Source organism: Microbulbifer celer, from assembly GCF_020991125.1.
GTDB lineage: Bacteria > Pseudomonadota > Gammaproteobacteria > Pseudomonadales > Cellvibrionaceae > Microbulbifer > Microbulbifer celer.
The window spans coordinates 2,033,526-2,052,045 of sequence record NZ_CP087715.1 but is presented as its reverse complement, the minus strand read 5'-3'; the positions used below and the strand labels follow the sequence as shown (position 1 = coordinate 2,052,045).

Annotated in this window: 19 protein-coding genes; 12 read left to right on the top strand and 7 right to left on the bottom strand. The window is 57.3% G+C overall.

Annotated elements, in window-relative coordinates; genetic code table 11:
* Positions 1-41: 41 nt before the first annotated feature.
* The 4 genes from LPW13_RS08605 to LPW13_RS08590 all read left to right on the top strand — a co-directional run bounded on the left by LPW13_RS08605 (position 42) and on the right by LPW13_RS08590 (position 4,491).
* Entirely contained in the window at positions 42-1,016 is a 975-nt protein-coding gene (locus LPW13_RS08605) for an SDR family oxidoreductase (RefSeq protein WP_230439025.1), read from the top strand.
* Positions 1,013-1,864 carry an SDR family NAD(P)-dependent oxidoreductase gene (locus LPW13_RS08600; protein WP_230439024.1) on the top strand — a complete coding sequence of 284 codons (852 nt, stop codon included), beginning with the start codon at positions 1,013-1,015 and terminating at the stop codon, positions 1,862-1,864. The genes LPW13_RS08605 and LPW13_RS08600 overlap by 4 nt, the downstream gene beginning before the upstream one ends.
* Before the next feature lie 124 nt (positions 1,865-1,988).
* Positions 1,989-2,819, top strand: coding sequence for a TatD family hydrolase (locus LPW13_RS08595; RefSeq protein WP_230439023.1), 831 nt, complete (start codon positions 1,989-1,991; stop codon positions 2,817-2,819).
* Between the two features lie 10 nt (positions 2,820-2,829).
* On the top strand, positions 2,830-4,491 hold the full coding sequence (locus LPW13_RS08590; protein ID WP_230439022.1) for an aminotransferase class V-fold PLP-dependent enzyme: 1,662 nt from the start codon (positions 2,830-2,832) through the stop codon (positions 4,489-4,491).
* Between the two features lie 42 nt (positions 4,492-4,533).
* On the opposite strand, the gene tcdA is transcribed toward LPW13_RS08590, so the two are convergent.
* The 3 genes from tcdA to LPW13_RS08575 form a co-directional block, all read right to left on the bottom strand.
* The gene (gene tcdA / locus LPW13_RS08585; RefSeq protein ID WP_230439021.1) at positions 4,534-5,325 is read right to left on the bottom strand and encodes a tRNA cyclic N6-threonylcarbamoyladenosine(37) synthase TcdA; all 792 of its coding nucleotides are present in this window, start codon (positions 5,323-5,325) and stop codon (positions 4,534-4,536) included.
* Between the two features lie 111 nt (positions 5,326-5,436).
* Complete coding sequence (locus LPW13_RS08580) at positions 5,437-5,901, bottom strand: FKBP-type peptidyl-prolyl cis-trans isomerase (RefSeq protein WP_230439020.1); 465 nt, start codon at positions 5,899-5,901, stop codon at positions 5,437-5,439.
* Between the two features lie 282 nt (positions 5,902-6,183).
* The gene (locus LPW13_RS08575; RefSeq protein ID WP_230439019.1) at positions 6,184-6,543 is read right to left on the bottom strand and encodes a hypothetical protein; all 360 of its coding nucleotides are present in this window, start codon (positions 6,541-6,543) and stop codon (positions 6,184-6,186) included.
* Positions 6,544-6,942: 399 nt separating this feature from the next.
* Here LPW13_RS08575 and LPW13_RS08570 point away from each other — a divergent pair, with 399 nt between their 5' ends.
* The 4 genes from LPW13_RS08570 (at position 6,943) to LPW13_RS08555 (ending at position 11,123) form a co-directional block, all read left to right on the top strand.
* Entirely contained in the window at positions 6,943-7,359 is a 417-nt protein-coding gene (locus tag LPW13_RS08570) for an HIT family protein (RefSeq protein ID WP_230439018.1), read from the top strand.
* A 156-nt stretch (positions 7,360-7,515) separates the two neighbouring features.
* Positions 7,516-8,313 (top strand): GIN domain-containing protein, encoded by a 798-nt coding sequence (locus tag LPW13_RS08565; protein ID WP_230439017.1) that lies wholly within the window; start codon positions 7,516-7,518, stop codon positions 8,311-8,313.
* A gap of 213 nt (positions 8,314-8,526) precedes the next feature.
* Entirely contained in the window at positions 8,527-9,951 is a 1,425-nt protein-coding gene (locus tag LPW13_RS08560; protein ID WP_230439016.1) for a YcjX family protein, read from the top strand.
* A complete protein-coding gene (locus tag LPW13_RS08555) occupies positions 9,948-11,123 on the top strand; it encodes a TIGR01620 family protein (RefSeq protein ID WP_230439015.1) in 1,176 nt (391 codons plus the stop codon). The genes LPW13_RS08560 and LPW13_RS08555 overlap by 4 nt, the downstream gene beginning before the upstream one ends.
* 106 nt (positions 11,124-11,229) lie before the next feature.
* Here LPW13_RS08555 and LPW13_RS08550 read toward each other — a convergent pair whose 3' ends face one another.
* A complete protein-coding gene (locus LPW13_RS08550) occupies positions 11,230-11,772 on the bottom strand; it encodes a hypothetical protein (RefSeq protein WP_230439014.1) in 543 nt (180 codons plus the stop codon).
* A gap of 216 nt (positions 11,773-11,988) precedes the next feature.
* Between LPW13_RS08550 and gorA the strand changes: the two genes are divergently transcribed.
* Complete coding sequence (gorA, locus tag LPW13_RS08545; protein ID WP_230439013.1) at positions 11,989-13,347, top strand: glutathione-disulfide reductase; 1,359 nt, start codon at positions 11,989-11,991, stop codon at positions 13,345-13,347.
* Positions 13,348-13,522: 175 nt separating this feature from the next.
* Here the strand turns inward: gorA and LPW13_RS08540 are convergent, their stop codons facing one another.
* A complete protein-coding gene (locus tag LPW13_RS08540) occupies positions 13,523-13,894 on the bottom strand; it encodes an HPF/RaiA family ribosome-associated protein (protein ID WP_230439012.1) in 372 nt (123 codons plus the stop codon).
* A gap of 516 nt (positions 13,895-14,410) precedes the next feature.
* On the opposite strand from LPW13_RS08540, the gene LPW13_RS08535 reads away from it, so the two are divergent.
* The gene (locus LPW13_RS08535; protein WP_230439011.1) at positions 14,411-15,463 is read left to right on the top strand and encodes a hypothetical protein; all 1,053 of its coding nucleotides are present in this window, start codon (positions 14,411-14,413) and stop codon (positions 15,461-15,463) included.
* Positions 15,464-15,530: 67 nt separating this feature from the next.
* Here LPW13_RS08535 and thpR read toward each other — a convergent pair whose 3' ends face one another.
* Complete coding sequence (gene thpR / locus LPW13_RS08530) at positions 15,531-16,100, bottom strand: RNA 2',3'-cyclic phosphodiesterase (RefSeq protein WP_230439010.1); 570 nt, start codon at positions 16,098-16,100, stop codon at positions 15,531-15,533.
* Positions 16,101-16,290: 190 nt separating this feature from the next.
* Between thpR and LPW13_RS08525 the strand changes: the two genes are divergently transcribed.
* Positions 16,291-16,812: an Hsp20 family protein gene (locus tag LPW13_RS08525; RefSeq protein ID WP_230439009.1), complete on the top strand. Its 522-nt coding sequence runs from the start codon at positions 16,291-16,293 to the stop codon at positions 16,810-16,812.
* 26 nt (positions 16,813-16,838) lie between these two features.
* A complete protein-coding gene (locus LPW13_RS08520; protein WP_230439008.1) occupies positions 16,839-17,474 on the top strand; it encodes a class I SAM-dependent methyltransferase in 636 nt (211 codons plus the stop codon).
* 54 nt (positions 17,475-17,528) lie between these two features.
* On the opposite strand, the gene LPW13_RS08515 is transcribed toward LPW13_RS08520, so the two are convergent.
* Positions 17,529-18,515, bottom strand: a complete 987-nt coding sequence (locus LPW13_RS08515; RefSeq protein ID WP_230439007.1) for a GlxA family transcriptional regulator — start codon at positions 18,513-18,515, stop codon at positions 17,529-17,531.
* Positions 18,516-18,520: the final 5 nt, after the last annotated feature.

The window sequence follows — 18,520 nt, the reverse complement described above, 5'->3', positions numbered from 1 at the left end:
GCGAATAAACAGCTAGATCGAAAATAACCAGAGCAATAGTGATGCGTGAAAAGAAAGTGCTGATTACCGGCGCTGCCGGCTATGTCGGCGGTCAGTTGGGGGAGTTGCTGGCAGCAAAGATGCCAGTGGTGGGCGTGGATATCGTCGCTCGCGATGCGGGTTTCAAGATTTTCCAGATGGATATCTGTGATCCTGCACTGGCAGAGCTGATGCGGGTTGAGGGAATCACCCATGTAGTGCACCTGGCCTCCGTAGTTACGCCCGGAAGAGATCGACGGCGCGAATACCAGATCGACGTGCTCGGCACCCGCAATGTACTGGAGGCCTGTGTCAAAAATGGCGTCGAGCATATCACCCTCACCAGCAGTGGTGCCGCCTACGGATACCATCCGGATAACCCCGACTGGCTGGAGGAGCGCCATCCACTGCGGGGCAACCCCGAGTTTGCTTATTCCGATCACAAGCGACAGGTAGAAGAAATGCTGGCGGATTACCGCGCGGCCCACCCGCAGCTCAAGCAGCTGATATTCCGTCCCTGTTCGATTATCGGTGCGACCACCAACAGCAAGATCAGTGAGCTGTTTTCCGGCGGCAGTATTCTCGACCCCGGGGGTTATAACTCACCGTTTGTCTTTATCTGGGATCAGGATGTCATCGGCGCTATTGAGTACGGCGTGGTGCGTGACGCCAGCGGTATTTACAACCTTGCCGGTGACGGCGCACTCACGCCGTCGGAGATCGCGCGTGTGCTGGGCAAGCCGCTTCGCAGGCCGCCGGTGTGGCTGCTGAAAGCGATTATCGGTGTGCGTTACTTGCTGCGTATCGCAGACTTTCAGCCTGCGCAGGTCAAATTTCTTCAGTACCGCCCGGTGCTGTTGAATAACCGCCTGAAGAACGAGCTGGGCTACGTGCCGCGCAAAACGTCTGCAGAGGCGTTCGCTTACTTTGCCAGGGAGGCGTTGGGTATCACTATTCAGACCCCTTGTGATGTGATCCAGGGAGGTCAGCCCGCATGAACCTGCCATCGGCTTCTGCTGCCAATTGCGAGCGGGTATACGTGGTCACCGGCGCCGCCGGCGGCCTCGGGTGGGCAATGGTGGAAGCGCTAGTGGCTGCATTGCCGGCCCATCGGGCGCGTTTTGCGCTGATTGACCTGGATGGAGCCGCGTTGTGCCAGCGGGCGGAATCCCTGCGGGAGCGGGAGGTGGAGGCGGACGCTTTTGTCGCCGACCTTTCCGATGAGCAGGCCGTATCCGATCTGTGTGAGCATCTGCGCGAAACGTACAAGCAAGTAGACTTGCTGATCAATAACGCCGGTATCACCCACCGCAGTCTTTCCACCCAGACCAGCAATGCGGTAATTCGTCGGGTGATGGCGGTGGACTACCACGCGCCGGTGGAATTGGCGCAGGGGTTGTATTCACAACTGCGCGCCGCCGGAGGCTGTGTGATCAATATCAGCTCCATGGCCGGCTGGATGCCGGTGCTGGGGCGTGCCGGATATTGCGCTGCCAAAAGCGCACTGCATCAGTATTTTGAAACCTTTCGCGAAGAAGTGCGGGATGAGGGGGTTCGGGTACTGATGGTGTACCCGAGTTTCGTTGCCACCAATATCGACAAAAACGCGCTGTCCGGTGATGGCGGCAGGGCTCAGCACAAACAGAGTACCGTGGGTGAGATACGCACTGCAGACTGGATGGCAAATCGCATCGTGCAGGCCTGGCTATCCGGTGAAGAGCGCCTGTTTCCACGGGATAAGAGCCTGTTCGGTGCCTACCTTTACAAGCTGGCTCCGCGACTGTTTCTGAAGCAGATGGTTAAAAACTTTCGTGTCGAACTGGACGCGGTGCAGGGGAAGGCCTGACAGACCACAGGGTTTCCAGCCACCTGCAGTGTGCGGTCTACTGCTCTACGTCTGGGGCGGTCGGAAGTTGGGAAATCAGATAGGGAAGGCGTGATAAGATGCGACGTTTTTCGGGGAAACACAAGTGTCGGCGAGCAATGGTCAGTTGCACGGTTGCCAGATGATCGATGACGGTTTGATCGATAGCCACTGCCACCTGGACTTTGACGCCTTCGCTGCCGATCGCGATGCGGTATGGCAGCGCAGCCGTGCAGCGGGTGTCTCCAGTGTGATCATTCCCGGCGTCAGTATCCGCCAGTGGCGTACGTTATTCGCGCTGGTGCGCAACAATCCCGACTGGTACGGCGCCGTGGGGGTGCATCCCTGGTGGGTGAAAGATCTGGCCATTGCGCCGACACAGCTGCAACAGGCGGTGATCGAGCGGGTCGACGCAGAAATGCGCAGTGGAAGCCGCTGCGTCGCGGTTGGTGAGTGTGGGCTGGATGCGTTGATCAAAACACCGATGGATCGGCAACTGGCGGTATTTCGCCCGCAACTCGCGGCGGCCTGTGATCTGGAGCTGCCGCTTATCGTGCACGGGGTGAAGGCACACAGTGAAGTCTTGCGAGCGTTAAAGCAATTTCGCCCAAGGTGTGGTGGTGTGATTCACGCGTTTGCCGGCAGCGAGGAAATTGCCCGGGAATACTGGAATCTGGGTTTCTATCTCGGTATCGGCGGTACCATCACTTATCCGCGTGCAGCCAAGACCCGCCGTACTGTCGCTGCGGTACCCGCCGAGTCCCTGATACTGGAGTCGGATGCGCCAGACATGCCCCACGCGGGGCGACAGGGTGAACGCAACAGCCCGGAATACTTGCCTAATATTGCGCTGACCCTGGCGGAACTTCGCGGCACCACCGTTGAAGATGTCACTCAGACCACGGCCAGCAATACCCGCCAGTTATTCGACCTTTGAACTTATCCGTATGAGTACTTCGCCGGTGTTTGACGCTGATCATTTTAAAAGCCAGTTTCCGCTGTTTTCACAATCGGAAAATCGGCAGCTGGTCTACCTGGATAACGCGGCCACTACGCAGAAGCCGCTGGTGGTCATCGATGCGATCCGCGACTTCTACCTGCACAGTAATGCCAATACCCATCGATCCAGCCACCGTCTCGCGCGCAGGGCGACGGAGATGGTGGAGCGGGTGCGGGGTCAGGCTGCGGATTTTCTCGGCGCGGCGAGCACGCGGGAAATCATTTTTACCCGCGGCGCTACCGAGGGCTTGAATCTGCTCGCCCACAGTCTCAGTGCGGACTTGCAGGCCGGTGATGAGATTGTGCTCACCACCGCCGAGCATCACGCCAACCTGGTGCCGTGGCAGATGGTGGCCGAACGCCTGGGGCTGGTGATCCGTTATGTCCCCGAAATTGCGGGTGTACCGCAATTTGAACGTCTACCGGAGGTGCTTTCATCGCGTACCCGCATTGTATCTATGACGGCGGGTTCCAATGCGCTCGGCTTCAGGACCGACCTGCAACAGATGCGTAAACTCCTGGCTGATAGGGAGCTGGCCTGGATCGTCGATGCGGCGCAATTGGCCGCCCACAGTGCGGTGGATGTAAAGACAATTGGTTGTGATTTTCTGGTGTGCTCGGCACACAAGTTTTACGGGCCTTCCGGCATCGGCCTGCTCTACGGGCGGGCGGATTTACTGGACACTTTACCACCCTGGCAGGGCGGCGGTGAGATGATTGCCGATGTAGATCTTCACAGCAGTCACTACGCGGCGCTGCCACACAAGTTTGAGCCCGGTACATCGTCCCTGGCGGCAATCGCCGGTCTCGGGGCCGCGATCGATTTTCTCAATGGACAGGATCGCACCGCCATAGCGGCGCACGAGCAACACCTGTTGTCTCTAATCCACAAAAACCTTGGGGATATCCCCGAGATCTCCCTGTTGAGTCGACCGGAGAACAATCTGGGTATTGTTTCTCTGGTCAGTGACCGGTGTGCGCCGGTGGATCTGATGCAGTGGCTGGACGGCAAAGATATCGCGGTGCGGGTTGGCCACCATTGCGCACAGCCGTTGGCGCGTGCCGCTGGCCACACGGCCACCCTGCGCGCGTCACTGGCCGGGTATAACACCGAAGACGATGTGGCCCAATTTGTAGCGGCAGTGCGGGAGTTTGTTCAGCAGCTGGACCGTTTGGATGAAACCGTAGTATCTGAGCCCTCCGTGGACTGGCCGGAAGACGATCTTTCCCATCTCGATATCGCCCAGTTGTCGCAGAACAATAACTGGCAGGACCGCTATCGCACTCTTATGAAATGGAGCAAGTCCATCGGACCCAAACCGCAGATTCGGACGGAGGCATTGCTTGTGCGTGGCTGTGAGTCCAGTGCCTGGCTGGCCCATCGCGAACAGGGCGGACGACACTATTTTGCCATCGACAGTGACAGCCGGATCGTAAAGGGGTTGGGGGCATTGCTGTTGTGTCAGATGAATGGCCGCAGGAGTGATGAGATCAGTGCAGAACGGATTCGACAGACATTTATCGATCTGGGCATGGAGCAACAGCTGAGCGTTTCTCGCAGTAACGGGTTCAATGCATTGCTTGCCCGCGCGCTCGAATTTCTGCGTTAGCTGTTTTCGTTGGTTGTTTCCGTTGGTTTTTATCTTCGGGCACTATTTTAACAGGCGCTCGACTGCCTTCGCGGCCGCGGCAAACCCAAAGCTCCCGGTGACCATGGTGGCAGCACCAAAGCCGCCGCTACAATCCAGTTTTACCCCATTCTGCATGGTGCTTTTCTGTTGGCAGACCGCACCGTCTGGCTGCGGGTAAACCATGGGCTCGGTGGAATAAATGGCGTCCACGCCGAACTGACGTTTGCGGGATTTCTGGAAGTTGTGAAAGCGGTACAAGTGCTGGCGTACCTTGGCCAGCATCGGATCGTTAACCGTGCGACCGAGATCGGCACTGGTGATGGTGCCCGGATTCTGTTTGCCACCGGCGGAGCCCACGGTGATCAGTCGGATCTTCCGCGCTTTACAATAAGCGATCAGTGCCGCTTTTACCCGCGCGTTGTCAATGGCATCGACAACGATATCGATCGGCTGCTGATCGGGATCCAGCAGTTCGCCGAAGTTATCGCTGGCGATAAAGTCTTCTACCGTGTCCACCCGGATTTCCGGATTAATCTGCTTCAACCGCGCCGCCATGACGTCCACCTTGATCGTGCCTATGGTGTCGTCCAAGGCGTGCAGTTGGCGATTGGTGTTGGTGATGCAGACGTCGTCGAGATCGATCAGGGTCAGCTTGCCGACACCGGTGCGCGCCAGCGCTTCTGCAGTCCAACTGCCGACGCCACCGATTCCGATCACTACCATGTGTGCCTGGCAGAGTTTTTCCAGCGCCGCGGTGCCATACAAACGGCCGATACCGCCAAAACGTTGCAGGTAGGAATCGCTCAGGGTCATGGGGAGTCCGGAAACTTCGTGATCAATCAGGGGTTGATTTAATGGAGCGGGGTTGCTCGGGGAGAGGTATGCGAAGCGCTGCCAGCAGGGCAGACGCTTCGCGGAAATCGATCAGTGCACGTGGCCGTGATCGATTTCTTCCGGAGTCGCTTCGCGCACGGCGAGGACTTCGATGTCGAAGTGCAGCTCAACGCCCGCCAGCGGGTGGTTGCCGTTGATGGTCACCTGGTCACCGTCGATGTCGATGACTTCGACTTCGATGGGCTGGCCATCAGTGCTCTGGGCGCGGAATGCCATGCCGACTTCCAATTTCTCTACACCGCCGAATGCGCTGCTGGGCAGGGTCTGGATCAGTTCCGGGTTCTGCGGGCCGTAGCCTTCTTCCGGGGAGATCACCACGGTGAATTTGTCGCCCGCGCTTTTGTCCAGCATTTCCTGTTCCAGGCCAGGAATGATGTTGGCTGCGCCCTGAAGGTATTTCAGGGGCTCGCGGCCCTCCGAAGTGTCGATCACGGTGCCTTCGGCGTCTTTCAGGGTGTAGTTGATCTCCACTACGGATTGGTTTGCAATTTTCATTGGCAGTCTCTTGTGTTGAGAGTGAGTTGTAGCGCTAGCCGCTTACGAATGGGAAGGCAAACGGGGGATAAAGGCTGTGTGAGTGCGCATTGTATGGATGCGTTACCGCAGTCGCAACCGACGCAGCCAGATGGGATCCCCGGCGGTTGGGCGGCAGCGTGAGCGAAAGTACTGAGAGAAGGGAGTAGCGGGGCGCCGATATTCGGCGCGCAGTATCGACTCTGGACAGGTGGCGGTGGTCAGCCTGCGGAGGCTTGTCGCGCAACTCAATGAGACTGCCGTTCAGCAGGCGATTGCCAGGGGTTCGTCGCTGCCGTTATACAGGTCACTCACGGTGCGTACCAGTGCTTCGCTGAAGGCGGGGGAGAACCCCAGTTCCGCCAGGCGACCTTCGAGGTACTCCAGCAAGGATTCAAACAGATCCGGGTTCAGGCCGCGGGCAAGGAAGTTGGCACGCCCTGAGCGGAGAGCTTCGGAGTTGTGTGACAGGGCATTCAACAGGAACTGCGCCTGACGGCTGCACTGTCTTTCGTGATCACCACTTTCGAAGTCGGACAAGTGTTTACCGATGACCTGATAAAACTCGGCAACTGTGCGGTTGATGAGCGAGTGCCCTCCGACCTGTTCCAGCAGACTCTGCATGAAATCCCCCTGATAAAATGCGCAATATTCTGTTACTTGAAGGCTCAAGCCACTGTTGTGCCTGGCTTTTTTGGGGCTCTGAACCGGTTGGTCATACGTTCCGGCGCAACCGCGGAGGCCCCTGTCGCGATATGGGCGGCAAGATTACGGGATGGCACAGAGGCTGCCAACGCCCGAGACCAAATTTGTCATGGTCTTCCACGGGTTGTGTCCGCAAGGTTTAATAAGGCGCTAGCGGCGGCGGGGTATCCGTCGGTCGACCGATTTTCGAACGCGTCCGATGTCTATCGCAATTTATACCGCCAGCCCATAAACTGGACTGACTGCAAGGTCTGCGGCTTGGCGCAAACATCCCTTGAGATATGCAACAGGAACTGGAATAGAGAAGAGAGATAAGTAATGGCAAGTATTTTTACCCAGATCATTCGTGGCGACCTGCCGGGGCACTTTGTCTGGCGGGATGACGTGGCCGTGGCGATTATGACCATCGCCCCGATCAAGGCCGGCCATTGCCTGGTGATCCCGGTACAGGAAATTGACCACTGGGACGATGTGCCGGCGGATATCAATGCGCACCTGATGGAAGTTGCGCAGAAAGTGGCCAAGGCCCAGAAGAAGGTGTATCAGCCCAAGCGGGTGGGGATTATGGTGGCAGGACTCGAGGTGCCGCATACGCACTACCACCTGGTGCCTGCGAACGCGATTGCGGATCTGGATTTTGCCCTGCAACAGCCTGCTGAGTCGGAAGACCTCGCTGCCGAGGCATCCAAGTTGCGCGCGGCGCTGGTGGAGTTGGGCTTCGCAGAGTCCGAGTGATGACGTGCCCGGCCCGAACTCGCTCGGTCTCCCGAGCGGAGTTCTTTCAACCGGGCTGCATCCAAATCTCGATCCAGCCGCGTCCTATGTTCGACCTACAGAGAAGCGCGGCAATTTGCCGATGCTGATATTGCAAAGATCATTACAGGTATATCCATGTTTGCCAGACCCACACCTACTGTTTTCACTGCCCTTTTTGCCCTTGCATTCGCCCTGTTGGCAACAACGGCATCTGCCGATAGCGCCTCCAAGTCCTTCCCGCTCAACGGGTTCAGTGCCATTGAGTTGAAAGGTGGGTCAAATCTTGAGGTGGCGCAGGGGGATCATTTTGCCGTTGTCGTGCGCGGTGAACGGGATGCGTTGCAATACGCCAAGGCGGAGGTACGTGGGGATACGCTGGAGCTGTCTGTGGATATGGACAGCAAATCGCTGTTTGGTGTGATAACGGTCAGCAGCGAACCGGAGCTCGATTTCCAGGTCACGCTTCCGACTATTCATTCACTTGAGGTTACCGGTTCCGGTGATGCGCGCAGTGCAATGCTGGAGAGTGAAGCGCTGGAGCTGCGCGTCACTGGCTCAGGTCTGATTCGCCTGGAAAAAGTGGCCGCAGAATCGCTGAATACCAGTGTAACCGGCTCCGGGGACCTGATCCTTGGCACCGTACTTGCGGTGCGCAGTAGCGCGGGGATTACCGGCTCTGGCGATCTGCGACTGGATAAATTTGCCGGCGAGCAACTCGATGTGCGCATCAAGGGCTCCGGCGACATGCAGGTGGGCGGTAAGGTATCTAATCTGTCGGTGAACATCATGGGCTCGGGGGACTTTGTTGGCTCCAGCCTCAGTGCGAAGAATGCCAGTGGACGGATCATGGGGTCCGGCGACATCGTGCTGCGCCGTCCGGTCAACCAGTCTTTCTCGGTAATGGGATCCGGGGATGTTGCACTGGTGGAGTGATGTGCTGACGCACTCCGGAATCATGGCAAAGCGGGGCATTCAAGGCTCGGAAGCAAGGTTCAAAGCGCGGTCTTTTCCGCGCTTTTTTGTGACCACTGATCCCGGCTAGACTTGTGGGGTTGAACGGGTCATCCATTGGGTTTATCAAGGGAGATAGCTTGAGCACAGTCAGGAATTTTATGTTCGCGAATGCTTGCGCTTTTTGGGGGGGCTATGAGTGATCGTGCCGGCAGTCGGCTACGAGGGCTGAAGCGCCGCTGGCGAGCGTTGCGCCGCGAGGCCGCGGACAAGTCCCACTGGGCGGCGGAGCGCCTGCTGGATAAGCGGATCTGTATCGGTATCACCGGCCTCAGTGGGGCCGGCAAATCGACTTTGATCAGCAGCCTGATCTATCAGCTCAGCCACCCGGATCGCGCGCAGTTACCGGGCTTCGCCCCGGCCCTGAACGGCCGGCTGCTGGGAGCGGAGCTCCATCCGGCGCTGGATACCGGCCTGCCCCTGTTTGAATATGAAAAGTGCCTGCAGGCGCTCACCGCCCATCCGCCGCGCTGGCCGGAATCCACCCGCGACTTGTCCGCGCTGGAGCTGCATGTGCACCTGCAGGGGCGGCGCCTGGGACGGGACTACCACCAAACCCTGGTGCTCGAGTTTCGCGATTACCCCGGCGAGTGGCTGATGGATCTGCCGCTGCTGCATATGTCCTTTACGGAATGGTGTCGGCAACAGGGCAGCTTGCTGGCCAGCAGCCCGCGTGCGGAGATAGCGCCGGAGCTGTTGCGGCGACTGCAGGCACTGACCCCGGAAGACACCGCCGACACTCGCGAGCTCGACGGCCTCTGGCAGGATTACCGCCAGTTCCTGCGGGACTGTCGCAGCGTGCACAAACTCAGCTATCTGCAACCGGGGCGAGCGCTTCTGGATGCGGAAGAATATGGCGTAATGCCGCTGCCGGGTGTCGGTCACCGTACCGCAGCGGAGCTGGGTGCGTTGCCGGAAGACAGCGTATATCGGGTACTGGAAGCCCGTTATCGCGACTACGTGGAATCGGTGGTGGCCCCGTTTGTGGAGAGCCATTTCCGCCATCTGGATCGACAGCTGGTGTTGGTAGACCTGATCGGGACACTCTATGCCGGTGAGGCGGCGCTGGACGACATGCGGCGGGCGTTTGGCCATATCGCGGATACTTTCCGTTATGGCAGCAACGGCCTTCTGCGGAAATTGTGGCGCCCCAGAGTGGATCGGTTGGTGTTTGCCGCCACGAAAGTAGATCAGGTGCTGGCGGCGGACCACGATGCCTTGCGGCAGCTTCTCGGTCAGCAGTTGCAGCAGTCTTTTACCGGAGCGCGACGCCGGGGCTTACCCCTTTATTGTGAGGCTATTGCCGCGGTGCGTTGTTCCAATGAGAGTGCCCGGGACGGCCGTCGTATCCTCGTAGGGCACGACATGAATGGCCGCTATGTCGGCTTTGAGAATGCAGAAATCTTCGCGCATTTGCCGCAGGAAGAAGGGGAGTGGGGCCATTACGCGGGTGGGTTGCCACCGCAGTTGCGTCCGCCGGTGGGGATTGGCCGCGAAGGGTATTTGCCCCATATCCGGATGGATGCCCTGTTGAACCTGTTGTTGGGAGACAAGGTGTGACAAAAGAAGACAGCCGCCAACCGGATTCCCGTCCCCGGCGCCGGACCCGGATTGAAAACCTGGACTCGCCAGAGAGCGATGCATTTCGCGGCGCAGAGCGGGCCTCAACGCGGGTGGAAACACTGGCGGAAGAAGCCGAACAATTACCTCGATCCATTACCACGGGCGAATCCCTGCCCGATAAAATCGCTTTTTCCGAGCTGCGGTTACCCACTTTCCGCCTGCGCATGTGGAAGCCAGCGTTACTGGCGGCGTTGGCTTTGGCGTTCGGCGCTGTATTCTGGGAGTTGCGTCAGTTTTTCCTGTGGGCTTCGGACATGCATTGGAGTCTGGGGCTACTGGCGGGCCTTATGATCGGGGCGCTGGTACTCACCGTGGCAAGTGCGGTCTGGGAGTACTTCCGGGCCGGTAAACCGCTGAAGAAGCTGCAGAAAACCCAGGACCTCGCGGCGCAGGTGCGGGATAGCCGCGCTACCGATGCGGTTGAGCCGCTCAATACGCAGCTGCAGGCACTGTTTGCCGGCAAACCCCAAGGCGCACTGTTGGCGCGGGTATTGGATGAAACCCCTGATTACTACGACAACAGTGAATTACTTCAGCACCTGGAGCTGAACTTTTTTGAAGCGCTGGATCAGGAAGCCTTGCGCCGGATTGTGCGCCATTCCACGACCACCGGCGCTCTGGTGGGGCTAAGCCCGTTTGCGACGCTGGATATTCTGGTGGCACTGCGTCAGTCGATGCGCATGATTGATGATGTCGCCCAGATCTATGGTGTGCGACCCTCGGTCGTCGTGCGCTGGCGCCTGTTCAAAAAGATTCTGAACCTGGTTGCCTACAGCGGTGCCAGTGAGTACGCCGTCAGTGAGCTGTGGCCGGAGCTGGTCGGCGACAGCATGCTAAAAACGGTTTCTGCGCGGCTGGGACAGGGGATGGGGGCGAGCCTGTTTATGGCGAGAATTGGTCTGGCGACCATCAACAGCTGCCGTCCGATCCCGTTTTCCGAGAAGCAACGGCCGCGTCTCGGCGCGTTGACCAGGCGGATTGCTGCAAGCCTGAAAGAGCGCATGCTGGGCGGAGGTGGCGCGAGTTCGGTCGCGCCACAACGCGCATATGCAGAGTCTGTTGAGGTGCCGAGTGCGGCTGAAGAGGCGGACAGCAAAAAGCAGGACTGAGTGGGACTAGCGGTGGCGAGCAAGTTGCACTGATCAGTTGAATTCAGGGCAAGCGCAGTAAAACCGGTGGCGGCATGCCACCGGTATGCATCGATTGGTTCAGACGTTACAGGAACTGCTTTTTCATCAGCATGCGTGTGTGGTGCTGGTCCACCAGCTGCGCCAGTGTATCAAAACGGTTTTTGATAAAGGGCTTGGGATTGTCAGCACCGGTTTCATCCGGAAACTCCACACCTTCGCGGACCAATTGCAGTTCTTTGCGAAGTGCTTTGATTGCAGTGAAAATCTCTTCGGTGCTTTTCTCGGTGTAGAACACATAGGTATCGCTGGTATCTTTCAGATAGCCATTGCATTCCGCCAGCCACTCCGCACGCTGATCGAGATAGTTGATGGTGTTGCGAATATTGCCGGTGTATACCGGGTTGAAGTCTTCATTGACGTATTTACCCAGACTGCGCATGCCTGGGCCGATAAACTGCTCTACGAGGCTGTCGCAGTAACTGTCAGTGAGATAAGACGGATGGGTGTTGGCCTGAGCAAGCCCGGAGATAGCCAATAGGCCCGCCATGAAAATGGATTTAATGATGGCGGTAATAGAGAAGTATTGGCGTTTGAATGTGACGGTTGTAACGGTATTTGAGGGTTTCATTGTTTGGTTGCCTTGCTGTTGTTTTCGCTATCAGGCTTTTAATGTGATAAACATCACATGAATAACGAAACGCCATTCTTATGTCAACGGCTTTTAAGTATCAAATGTCACTTTAGTGCCAATTGCGGAACCGGTTGGCGTTTCTTTGTGTCGGAATGTGGAATTTTTCTCTACGGAGAGACCTACACTACGGACGAATTTGAATTGGAGTAAATCTTGTCAGAGTTTGATTTTGACCTGTTTGTGATCGGTGCCGGTTCTGGCGGAGTACGGGCGTCGCGCATGGCGGCCGCGTCTGGAATGCGCGTAGCAGTGGCAGAGGATCGCTACATGGGTGGTACCTGTGTCAACGTTGGTTGCGTGCCAAAGAAACTGTTCGTTTATGCCAGTGAGTACCGGGAGGCATTTGAGGATGCGCGCGGTTTTGGATGGCTGGGTCAGGAGGTTGCCGGATTCGATTGGCCGACGCTGCGTGACAATAATGCACGGGAAATCACCCGCCTGAATGGTATCTACCGCAACCTGCTGACCAGTGCCGGTGTTACGGTGATTGATGGGCGCGCGACCGTGGAAGATCGCCAGAAGGTGAAAGTAGGCGATCAGATCTATAGTGCGGAACGTATATTGATTGCCACCGGAGGCTGGCCTTATGTGCCTGAATTCCCGGGGAGTGAATTTGCCATTACCTCCAATGAAGTGTTTTCCCTGCAGGAATTCCCGAAGCGCGTCATGGTGGTGGGTGGTGGTTATATCGCAGTGGAATTTGCCGGAATTTTCGCGGGGCTTGGTGCCGAGACGCACCTCTCCTATCGAAAAGACCTCTTCCTGCGCGGCTTCGATCGAGAGGTGCGAACGTTTACCAGGGATGAAATGATCAAGAAGCAGATCAACCTGCATTTCAATCATCAGGTGTCCGCAATTGAAAAGCAGCCGGATGGCAGTCTGCTGGTACACAGTGAAGAGGGGGGCACCCGGGAAGTGGACTTGGTGTTGTACGCCACCGGTCGTCGCGCCAACACTCGCGGCCTGGGGTTGGAAAAGCTGGGTGTGGTACTGCACAAGGACGGTACTATCGGTGTCGATGACAATTTTCGCAGCAGTGTGCAGTCAATCTTTGCATTGGGTGATGTGACCGGTGGTCCAGAACTTACGCCAGTGGCGCTGGCTGAGGCGATGGCCCTGGTCAAGCACTGGCAGACCGGGAAAACAGCGGAAATTGATTACAATAATATTCCCACTGCAGTGTTCTGCCAGCCGAATATCGGTACCGTCGGATTGACTGAAGAAGAGGCGCGCCAGGCGGGTATCCCCGTTGTCATCTATAAAGCAGACTTTCGTGCCATGCGACACACGATCGGTGGTCGGGATGAGCGTACTCTGATGAAGCTGATTGTAAATGGCAGCAATGACAAGGTGGTGGGTGCCCATATGGTGGGACCGGAAGCCGGTGAGATTATTCAGGGTATCGCAATCGCGATAAAAGCCGGGGCAACCAAAGCGGTGTTCGATCAGACCATCGGTATTCATCCGACGGCGGCAGAAGAGTTTGTCACCATGCGCTCACCATCTGGCTGACGGCTGACGGCTGACGGCTGACGGCTGACGGCTGACGGCTGACGGCTGACGCAACCGCTGTTTCGCTGTAGCGTCGCAGCTGGATGGGGCCGGCCAATGACAAAGGGCGATGCCGCGGCATCGCCCTTTTTGTGGGGTTTTCTGATTGCCTGTCAGCGGGGTGCTGACACCTGCCTCACTCTACCTCAACCTCTTCTTCCGGCATCCGGCTGATGGCAGGCATCTGGTGGCGACGGGTCTTGCGCCTTTCTCCGCGCTCTTTGAGACAGCGCTCAGCCGAGCTGAATGCGGCGTTCACAGCGCGATGAATGGAATCACTTTCGTTGGTGATGGTAACGGGGTTACCGCTCAGGGCCAGCTCTACTGAGGCTTTGTATTGCTTGCCTTTGTGCTTGTGTTGGTGAGGGGCTTCGAGGACCACACGGCTTCGTATGATGTCGCCACAATAACGTTCCAGCTTGTCGAGCTTTCTGGAGACGGTGTTCGCCAGGGCGGCTGATTTATCGATGTCGCGGAACACAATGTTATCGTAAGGCGCAGATTTCATGGGCACATACCTCCGGTTATAACGGGTCCATGCAGGCCGCAATGTGCGGTTTGCTGAAGTAAGGTAGGGCGCCCTTGGGGGAGATCTGATCAGACTGAGAGCCGGTTCGCCAGAGGTCGCATACTGGTTTGCTGCCACTGCAGCGCTATAGGTTGTTTTGCGCCCGGGCCGGTTTTTCAGTCATTTCAGGAGTAACTCCCTGTAACCCATAATGCGATTTCCCCAAAAAAAATCAAGCGGCAATCTGTATAAATTGTCATAAAAATATGTTGGCGCCAGGGGAACTTTTCCTGGCGCCTGTGAATGCTTCAAAATGGGGTATAAATCACTCAATCGAATCCAGAGTGGTTGGCATGGTCATTGCTGCGTATACGTCTCTAGGGTAAATTGTGCTAATGCGCGCCGGAGGGGCCGATTTGCGGAGATTTCGTTCGGGCTCCATGTGAAATCCGTAGTACCTGCAGTACGCGCGACAACTCCTTTCGATGTAAAAAAGCAAATGATGGATATTTGACTATGGCGGTAAACCGTAGCTGCTCGCTATTGCTGGCGGGCTTGTTGGGGATTTTTGCGGGGAATGCTCTGGCTCAGAGCGCGTCTTCGTTGTCTGCGGAACAGAGCAAACTGGCCCGGATGGAGCAGAGTCTTGAAAACCGGTTGGTGGATCTGGAAGATGCGGAAAATGAGGTGCTCGCCTATGACTACAAGCTGAAGCGGGCGGAGGAATCCCTGAGTGAGGCGCGCGCGAAGCTCGAGCAGAGCCGCCGCGAGCTGATGACGGCTGAGCGCGAACACAAAGCGGCACCGAGCTCAGATACCGAAAGAGCACTACACAAGGCGCGCCATGGGTTCAATATGGCAGAGCGCGGTGTAGACAGTCGTGTGCGGCGGGTTGAGATCATCCAGTCCACCCACGACGAGCTGCAGGCCAGCCTGGACAAATCCAAGGCGGCCGTCGCGGGCAACCGGGAGCGGTTGGATGCCCAGCAGGCTCTGGTGGAGAAGCTGGTGAGTGCCATGCTGGTGGAGGCAGGCCCAGGTAAAAAAGCCGCGGTGGCAGCGGGCAACGTTAAATCCACTGAGCCTGCGGTGGCTATTAAAGCTCCCGCGCCTGTGGGCAAGCCCGACATGCCGGCGCCCACGGTGGCTGCTCTGGAGCCCGTGGAAGCACCCGAAGAAGCGACGGAAGAGGTGGTCGAGAAACGGGAGATTGACCCGGATATGCTGGACTATGTGCTGGGGGAAAGGGAGCGCTTGCAGAAGCTACTGGCGGAGCTGGAAGGCGATGATACCGGCAAGCACACGTTCCGCCATCTGACGCTGACTACAAGAACCGATTCTGGCACCATGACCAAGGAATTCGAGTTCCTGGGTGATAATCAGTATCGATTGATTGCACCGGTCAGCGGCGGGCGCCAGACGTACAAAATCAACAGCTGGAAATTCCGTCGCACCATTCCCTGGGATGACGAGGGAGAGCGCTATGTGTTCATTCTGGATGCAAGACGCCTTTCCCGGCCGCGGCTGGTGATGTATCCGGAATATGTCCTTTCCCATCTGGACCAGTAACGCGGGATCACTGCAAAGCCCGTGTGTATTGCGAGAAGCCCGCGTTACGCGGGCTTTTTTGTGCCTGTCATTCGCTGTGACCGCACAGGGAATATCGAACCAGAGGGTGGTATTGGCTACCACCCGGCGCCATCACGCTCTGATAGAGCACAATGTTGTCCAGCTGACACTGAAACTCTGTGGGCATAGGTGCGATTCTGGAAAAGCCTCCGGGGCTGCGGGCAAGGGTGAAATGTGGCCTGAATCCGGCAGCTTCCGGCTTCTTTCCAATGCTTAACGTCAATTGTGCGCATTTGCGGTGCAGGGCATCCAGCGCTGGGTTCGGCAGTAGTTCTGCGGCCAGGAGTTTAGCGCGCTGCTTCGGGAACGGATGGGTGCTGACGATGGTCGCCCACAGCGGGGCGGTTCCTGCTGCGATATCGCTCAGGCCACTCTCCAGTTCCGGGATGCGGTCCGGTTGGGTGTCGCCAAGAAAGGCCAGGGTCAGGTGGCGATTGCTGTAGCTGGTCCAGCGCAACTTGCGAGGAAGAGGCAGCCGTTTGCAGTGTGCCACTGTGGCATCGAGAAACTGCTGGGTGGCAGCGTCTGGCTCGATGCCGATAAAAAGTCTGAGTGGTTCTTGCTGGTCATTTGTCATTGATCATCTTTTCAGTGTCGAACAAAAAATTTGTCATTCAGGGCTTGAATTGATGTTGCCGGCCCTTATCTCTGATTGTGAGGGAGGCAGGCTCGACAGAGGTGCCTCCCCGGATTTCCCTCAGCGGGAAACATTCATGCCTGGTCTTTGACAGGCTTTATCAATATTGCTCTGAATTGAGGATATGACAATGCGTAATTTAGATCTCACTCCCCTGTATCGTTCTGCAATTGGTTTTGATCGTCTCGCCAGCCTGCTGGACACCATGACCACCAGTGAGCAGAACCAGCCAGCCTACCCGCCGTACAACATTGAACTCACAGGGGATGATAGCTATTGCATCTCCATGGCTGTGGCGGGATTTGAAGAATCCGAGCTCGACATACAGGTTGAGCAAAATCTGTTGACCGTCAGCGGTAAGAAGCTGTCGGACGAAAGTAAACGACAGTTTCTGCATCGCGGTATCGCAGCGCGCAACTTTGAGCGACGCTTCCAGCTTGCCGATCACGTACGTGTGACTGATGCGGCGCTGGCCAATGGTCTGTTGCACGTACAACTGGTGCGGGAAATCCCCGAGGCAATGAAGCCGCGCAAGATTGAAATCTCCAGTGGCAAGGCGCTGCAATCGGAAACGCGTGCCGAACAAGCGGGTAACGCGACGGCCTCCGCTGCCAGCGCTGATGCGCCGAAAGTCGCCACCAATGCTGCCTGATGGTAGCCCCTGGCAGTAACTGCCCATTGTGCCGCGAATCCGCGGCACAGTTCTATCACCGCGATAAGTTTCGCAGCTATTACCAGTGCGCCCGGTGCGCACTGGTATTCGTTCCTCCCGCCTATTTTCTCTCTCCCGCAGAAGAAAAAGACTATTACGATCTACACGAGAATGCACTTGAGGATGACGGTTATCGTCGGTTCCTGAATCGTTGTGCGCAACCGCTCGTGTCAATCTTGCCCGATGGGGCACGAGGTCTCGATTTTGGTTGTGGGCCAGCGCCGTTGTTGGCAAAAATATTGGAAGAACAGGGCTGTAAAGTGTCGCTGTACGATCACTTCTACCAGCCGGATACGGGCGTTTTTTCAGCGCAGTATGACTTTGTGGTGAGCACGGAAGTGATCGAGCATCTGTGGGATCCACGCAGTGTGCTGGAGCGATTGTGGGATTCAATACGCCCCGGTGGCGTGCTGGCGTTGATGACCAAACTGGTGCTCAGCAAAGAACGGTTCGCCAGCTGGCACTATATCCGCGACCCTACACATATCGTTTTTTTCAGCGAATCTACCTTCCACTGGCTTGCAGAATATCTGGGGGCTAGATTGGAATTTCCTGCGGCGGATGTCATTTTCCTGCACAAACCCGTTTCTGTACCGCGATAGGGCCTCACGAGGGAGACTCACTACCGGCGCGCAAAATTGTCCGCTAAGCGGTCATCAGGTATTCACCCGGAACAGTTTCGCGCGCACGGTGGTACGGTATTCGCTGGGTGTGGTGGAAAGGAATTTTTTGAAGAGTGCCGTGAAATGCCCCATGTCCTGATAGCCCACTTTTTCCGCAATTTCATTGACCGAAAGGTTGCTCGATTGCAGTAGCTCTCGCGCCATATCGATGCGCACATTTTGCAGGTACTGCAGTGGCGTCTGGCCGGTGGCGAGCTTGAAGCGGCGGTTAAAAGAGCGCACGCTCATATCAAAATGACTGGCCACTTCGCTCAGCTTTACGTCTTCACTGCAGTGCTGTTTCAGCCAGGTCTGCGCTTGCACGATGTCTTCATCCGGGTGCAGGTGCACTGCGCCTTCTGAATACGCAATTTCTTCAAACGGGCGGCGGATTTCATGAGAGAAATTCCGCTCTACATGGCTCGCCACTGCCGGGCCATAGAGTTGTCGGATCAGGTGCACGGTGACATCCGCCAGGGCATTGACGCTGGCGGCGCAAAACAGTTTGTCGGCCTGGGTGATGAAATACTGTCGCTTGAGTTTGACTTGCGGGTAGTCGGCGGCGAAACGCTCGAAGTAGTGCCAGTGGGTGGTGGCGGGCTTGCCATTCAGCAGGCCGGCCTCAGCAAGAAAGCAGACCCCGGTACCCACGGCACTGATGGCGGCGCCGCGCCCGGCCTGCTGTTTCAGCCAGGCAAGCAGGGGCGCAGATCGACGCAGAGCAGGGCGAGGGTTTCGCCACAGTGCGGGCAGGTAAATGATATCACTGTCGGGGGCGTTCTCGAGGGCGAGATCCGGCGTGAGAGAGAATCCGGAGCGGGAGCGTACCGGTTGTCCATCGATGCTGACCGTGTGCAATTGCAGCGGTTCTGATTTGCCTTCCGTCCTGGCACGGCTCTCTGCCCCGCGCAGCATCTCCAGTGGGAGCATGGTGCCAGTAGACAGCATTTGGTCAATGAGAATGAAGGTGACAGTGCGCATGGGTA

Coding starts and splice junctions, on each gene's coding strand:
- LPW13_RS08605 (WP_230439025.1), top strand. CDS start 42: ATGCGTGAAAAGAAAGTGCTGATTACCGGCGCTGCCGGCTATGTCGGC.
- LPW13_RS08590 (WP_230439022.1), top strand. CDS start 2,830: ATGAGTACTTCGCCGGTGTTTGACGCTGATCATTTTAAAAGCCAGTTT.
- LPW13_RS08535 (WP_230439011.1), top strand. CDS start 14,411: ATGGCGGTAAACCGTAGCTGCTCGCTATTGCTGGCGGGCTTGTTGGGG.
- LPW13_RS08560 (WP_230439016.1), top strand. CDS start 8,527: ATGAGTGATCGTGCCGGCAGTCGGCTACGAGGGCTGAAGCGCCGCTGG.
- LPW13_RS08600 (WP_230439024.1), top strand. CDS start 1,013: ATGAACCTGCCATCGGCTTCTGCTGCCAATTGCGAGCGGGTATACGTG.
- thpR (WP_230439010.1), bottom strand. CDS start 16,100: ATGACAAATGACCAGCAAGAACCACTCAGACTTTTTATCGGCATCGAG.
- LPW13_RS08580 (WP_230439020.1), bottom strand. CDS start 5,901: ATGAAAATTGCAAACCAATCCGTAGTGGAGATCAACTACACCCTGAAA.
- LPW13_RS08515 (WP_230439007.1), bottom strand. CDS start 18,515: ATGCGCACTGTCACCTTCATTCTCATTGACCAAATGCTGTCTACTGGC.
- LPW13_RS08570 (WP_230439018.1), top strand. CDS start 6,943: ATGGCAAGTATTTTTACCCAGATCATTCGTGGCGACCTGCCGGGGCAC.
- tcdA (WP_230439021.1), bottom strand. CDS start 5,325: ATGACCCTGAGCGATTCCTACCTGCAACGTTTTGGCGGTATCGGCCGT.
- LPW13_RS08565 (WP_230439017.1), top strand. CDS start 7,516: ATGTTTGCCAGACCCACACCTACTGTTTTCACTGCCCTTTTTGCCCTT.
- LPW13_RS08575 (WP_230439019.1), bottom strand. CDS start 6,543: ATGCAGAGTCTGCTGGAACAGGTCGGAGGGCACTCGCTCATCAACCGC.
- LPW13_RS08540 (WP_230439012.1), bottom strand. CDS start 13,894: ATGAAATCTGCGCCTTACGATAACATTGTGTTCCGCGACATCGATAAA.
- LPW13_RS08525 (WP_230439009.1), top strand. CDS start 16,291: ATGCGTAATTTAGATCTCACTCCCCTGTATCGTTCTGCAATTGGTTTT.
- LPW13_RS08550 (WP_230439014.1), bottom strand. CDS start 11,772: ATGAAACCCTCAAATACCGTTACAACCGTCACATTCAAACGCCAATAC.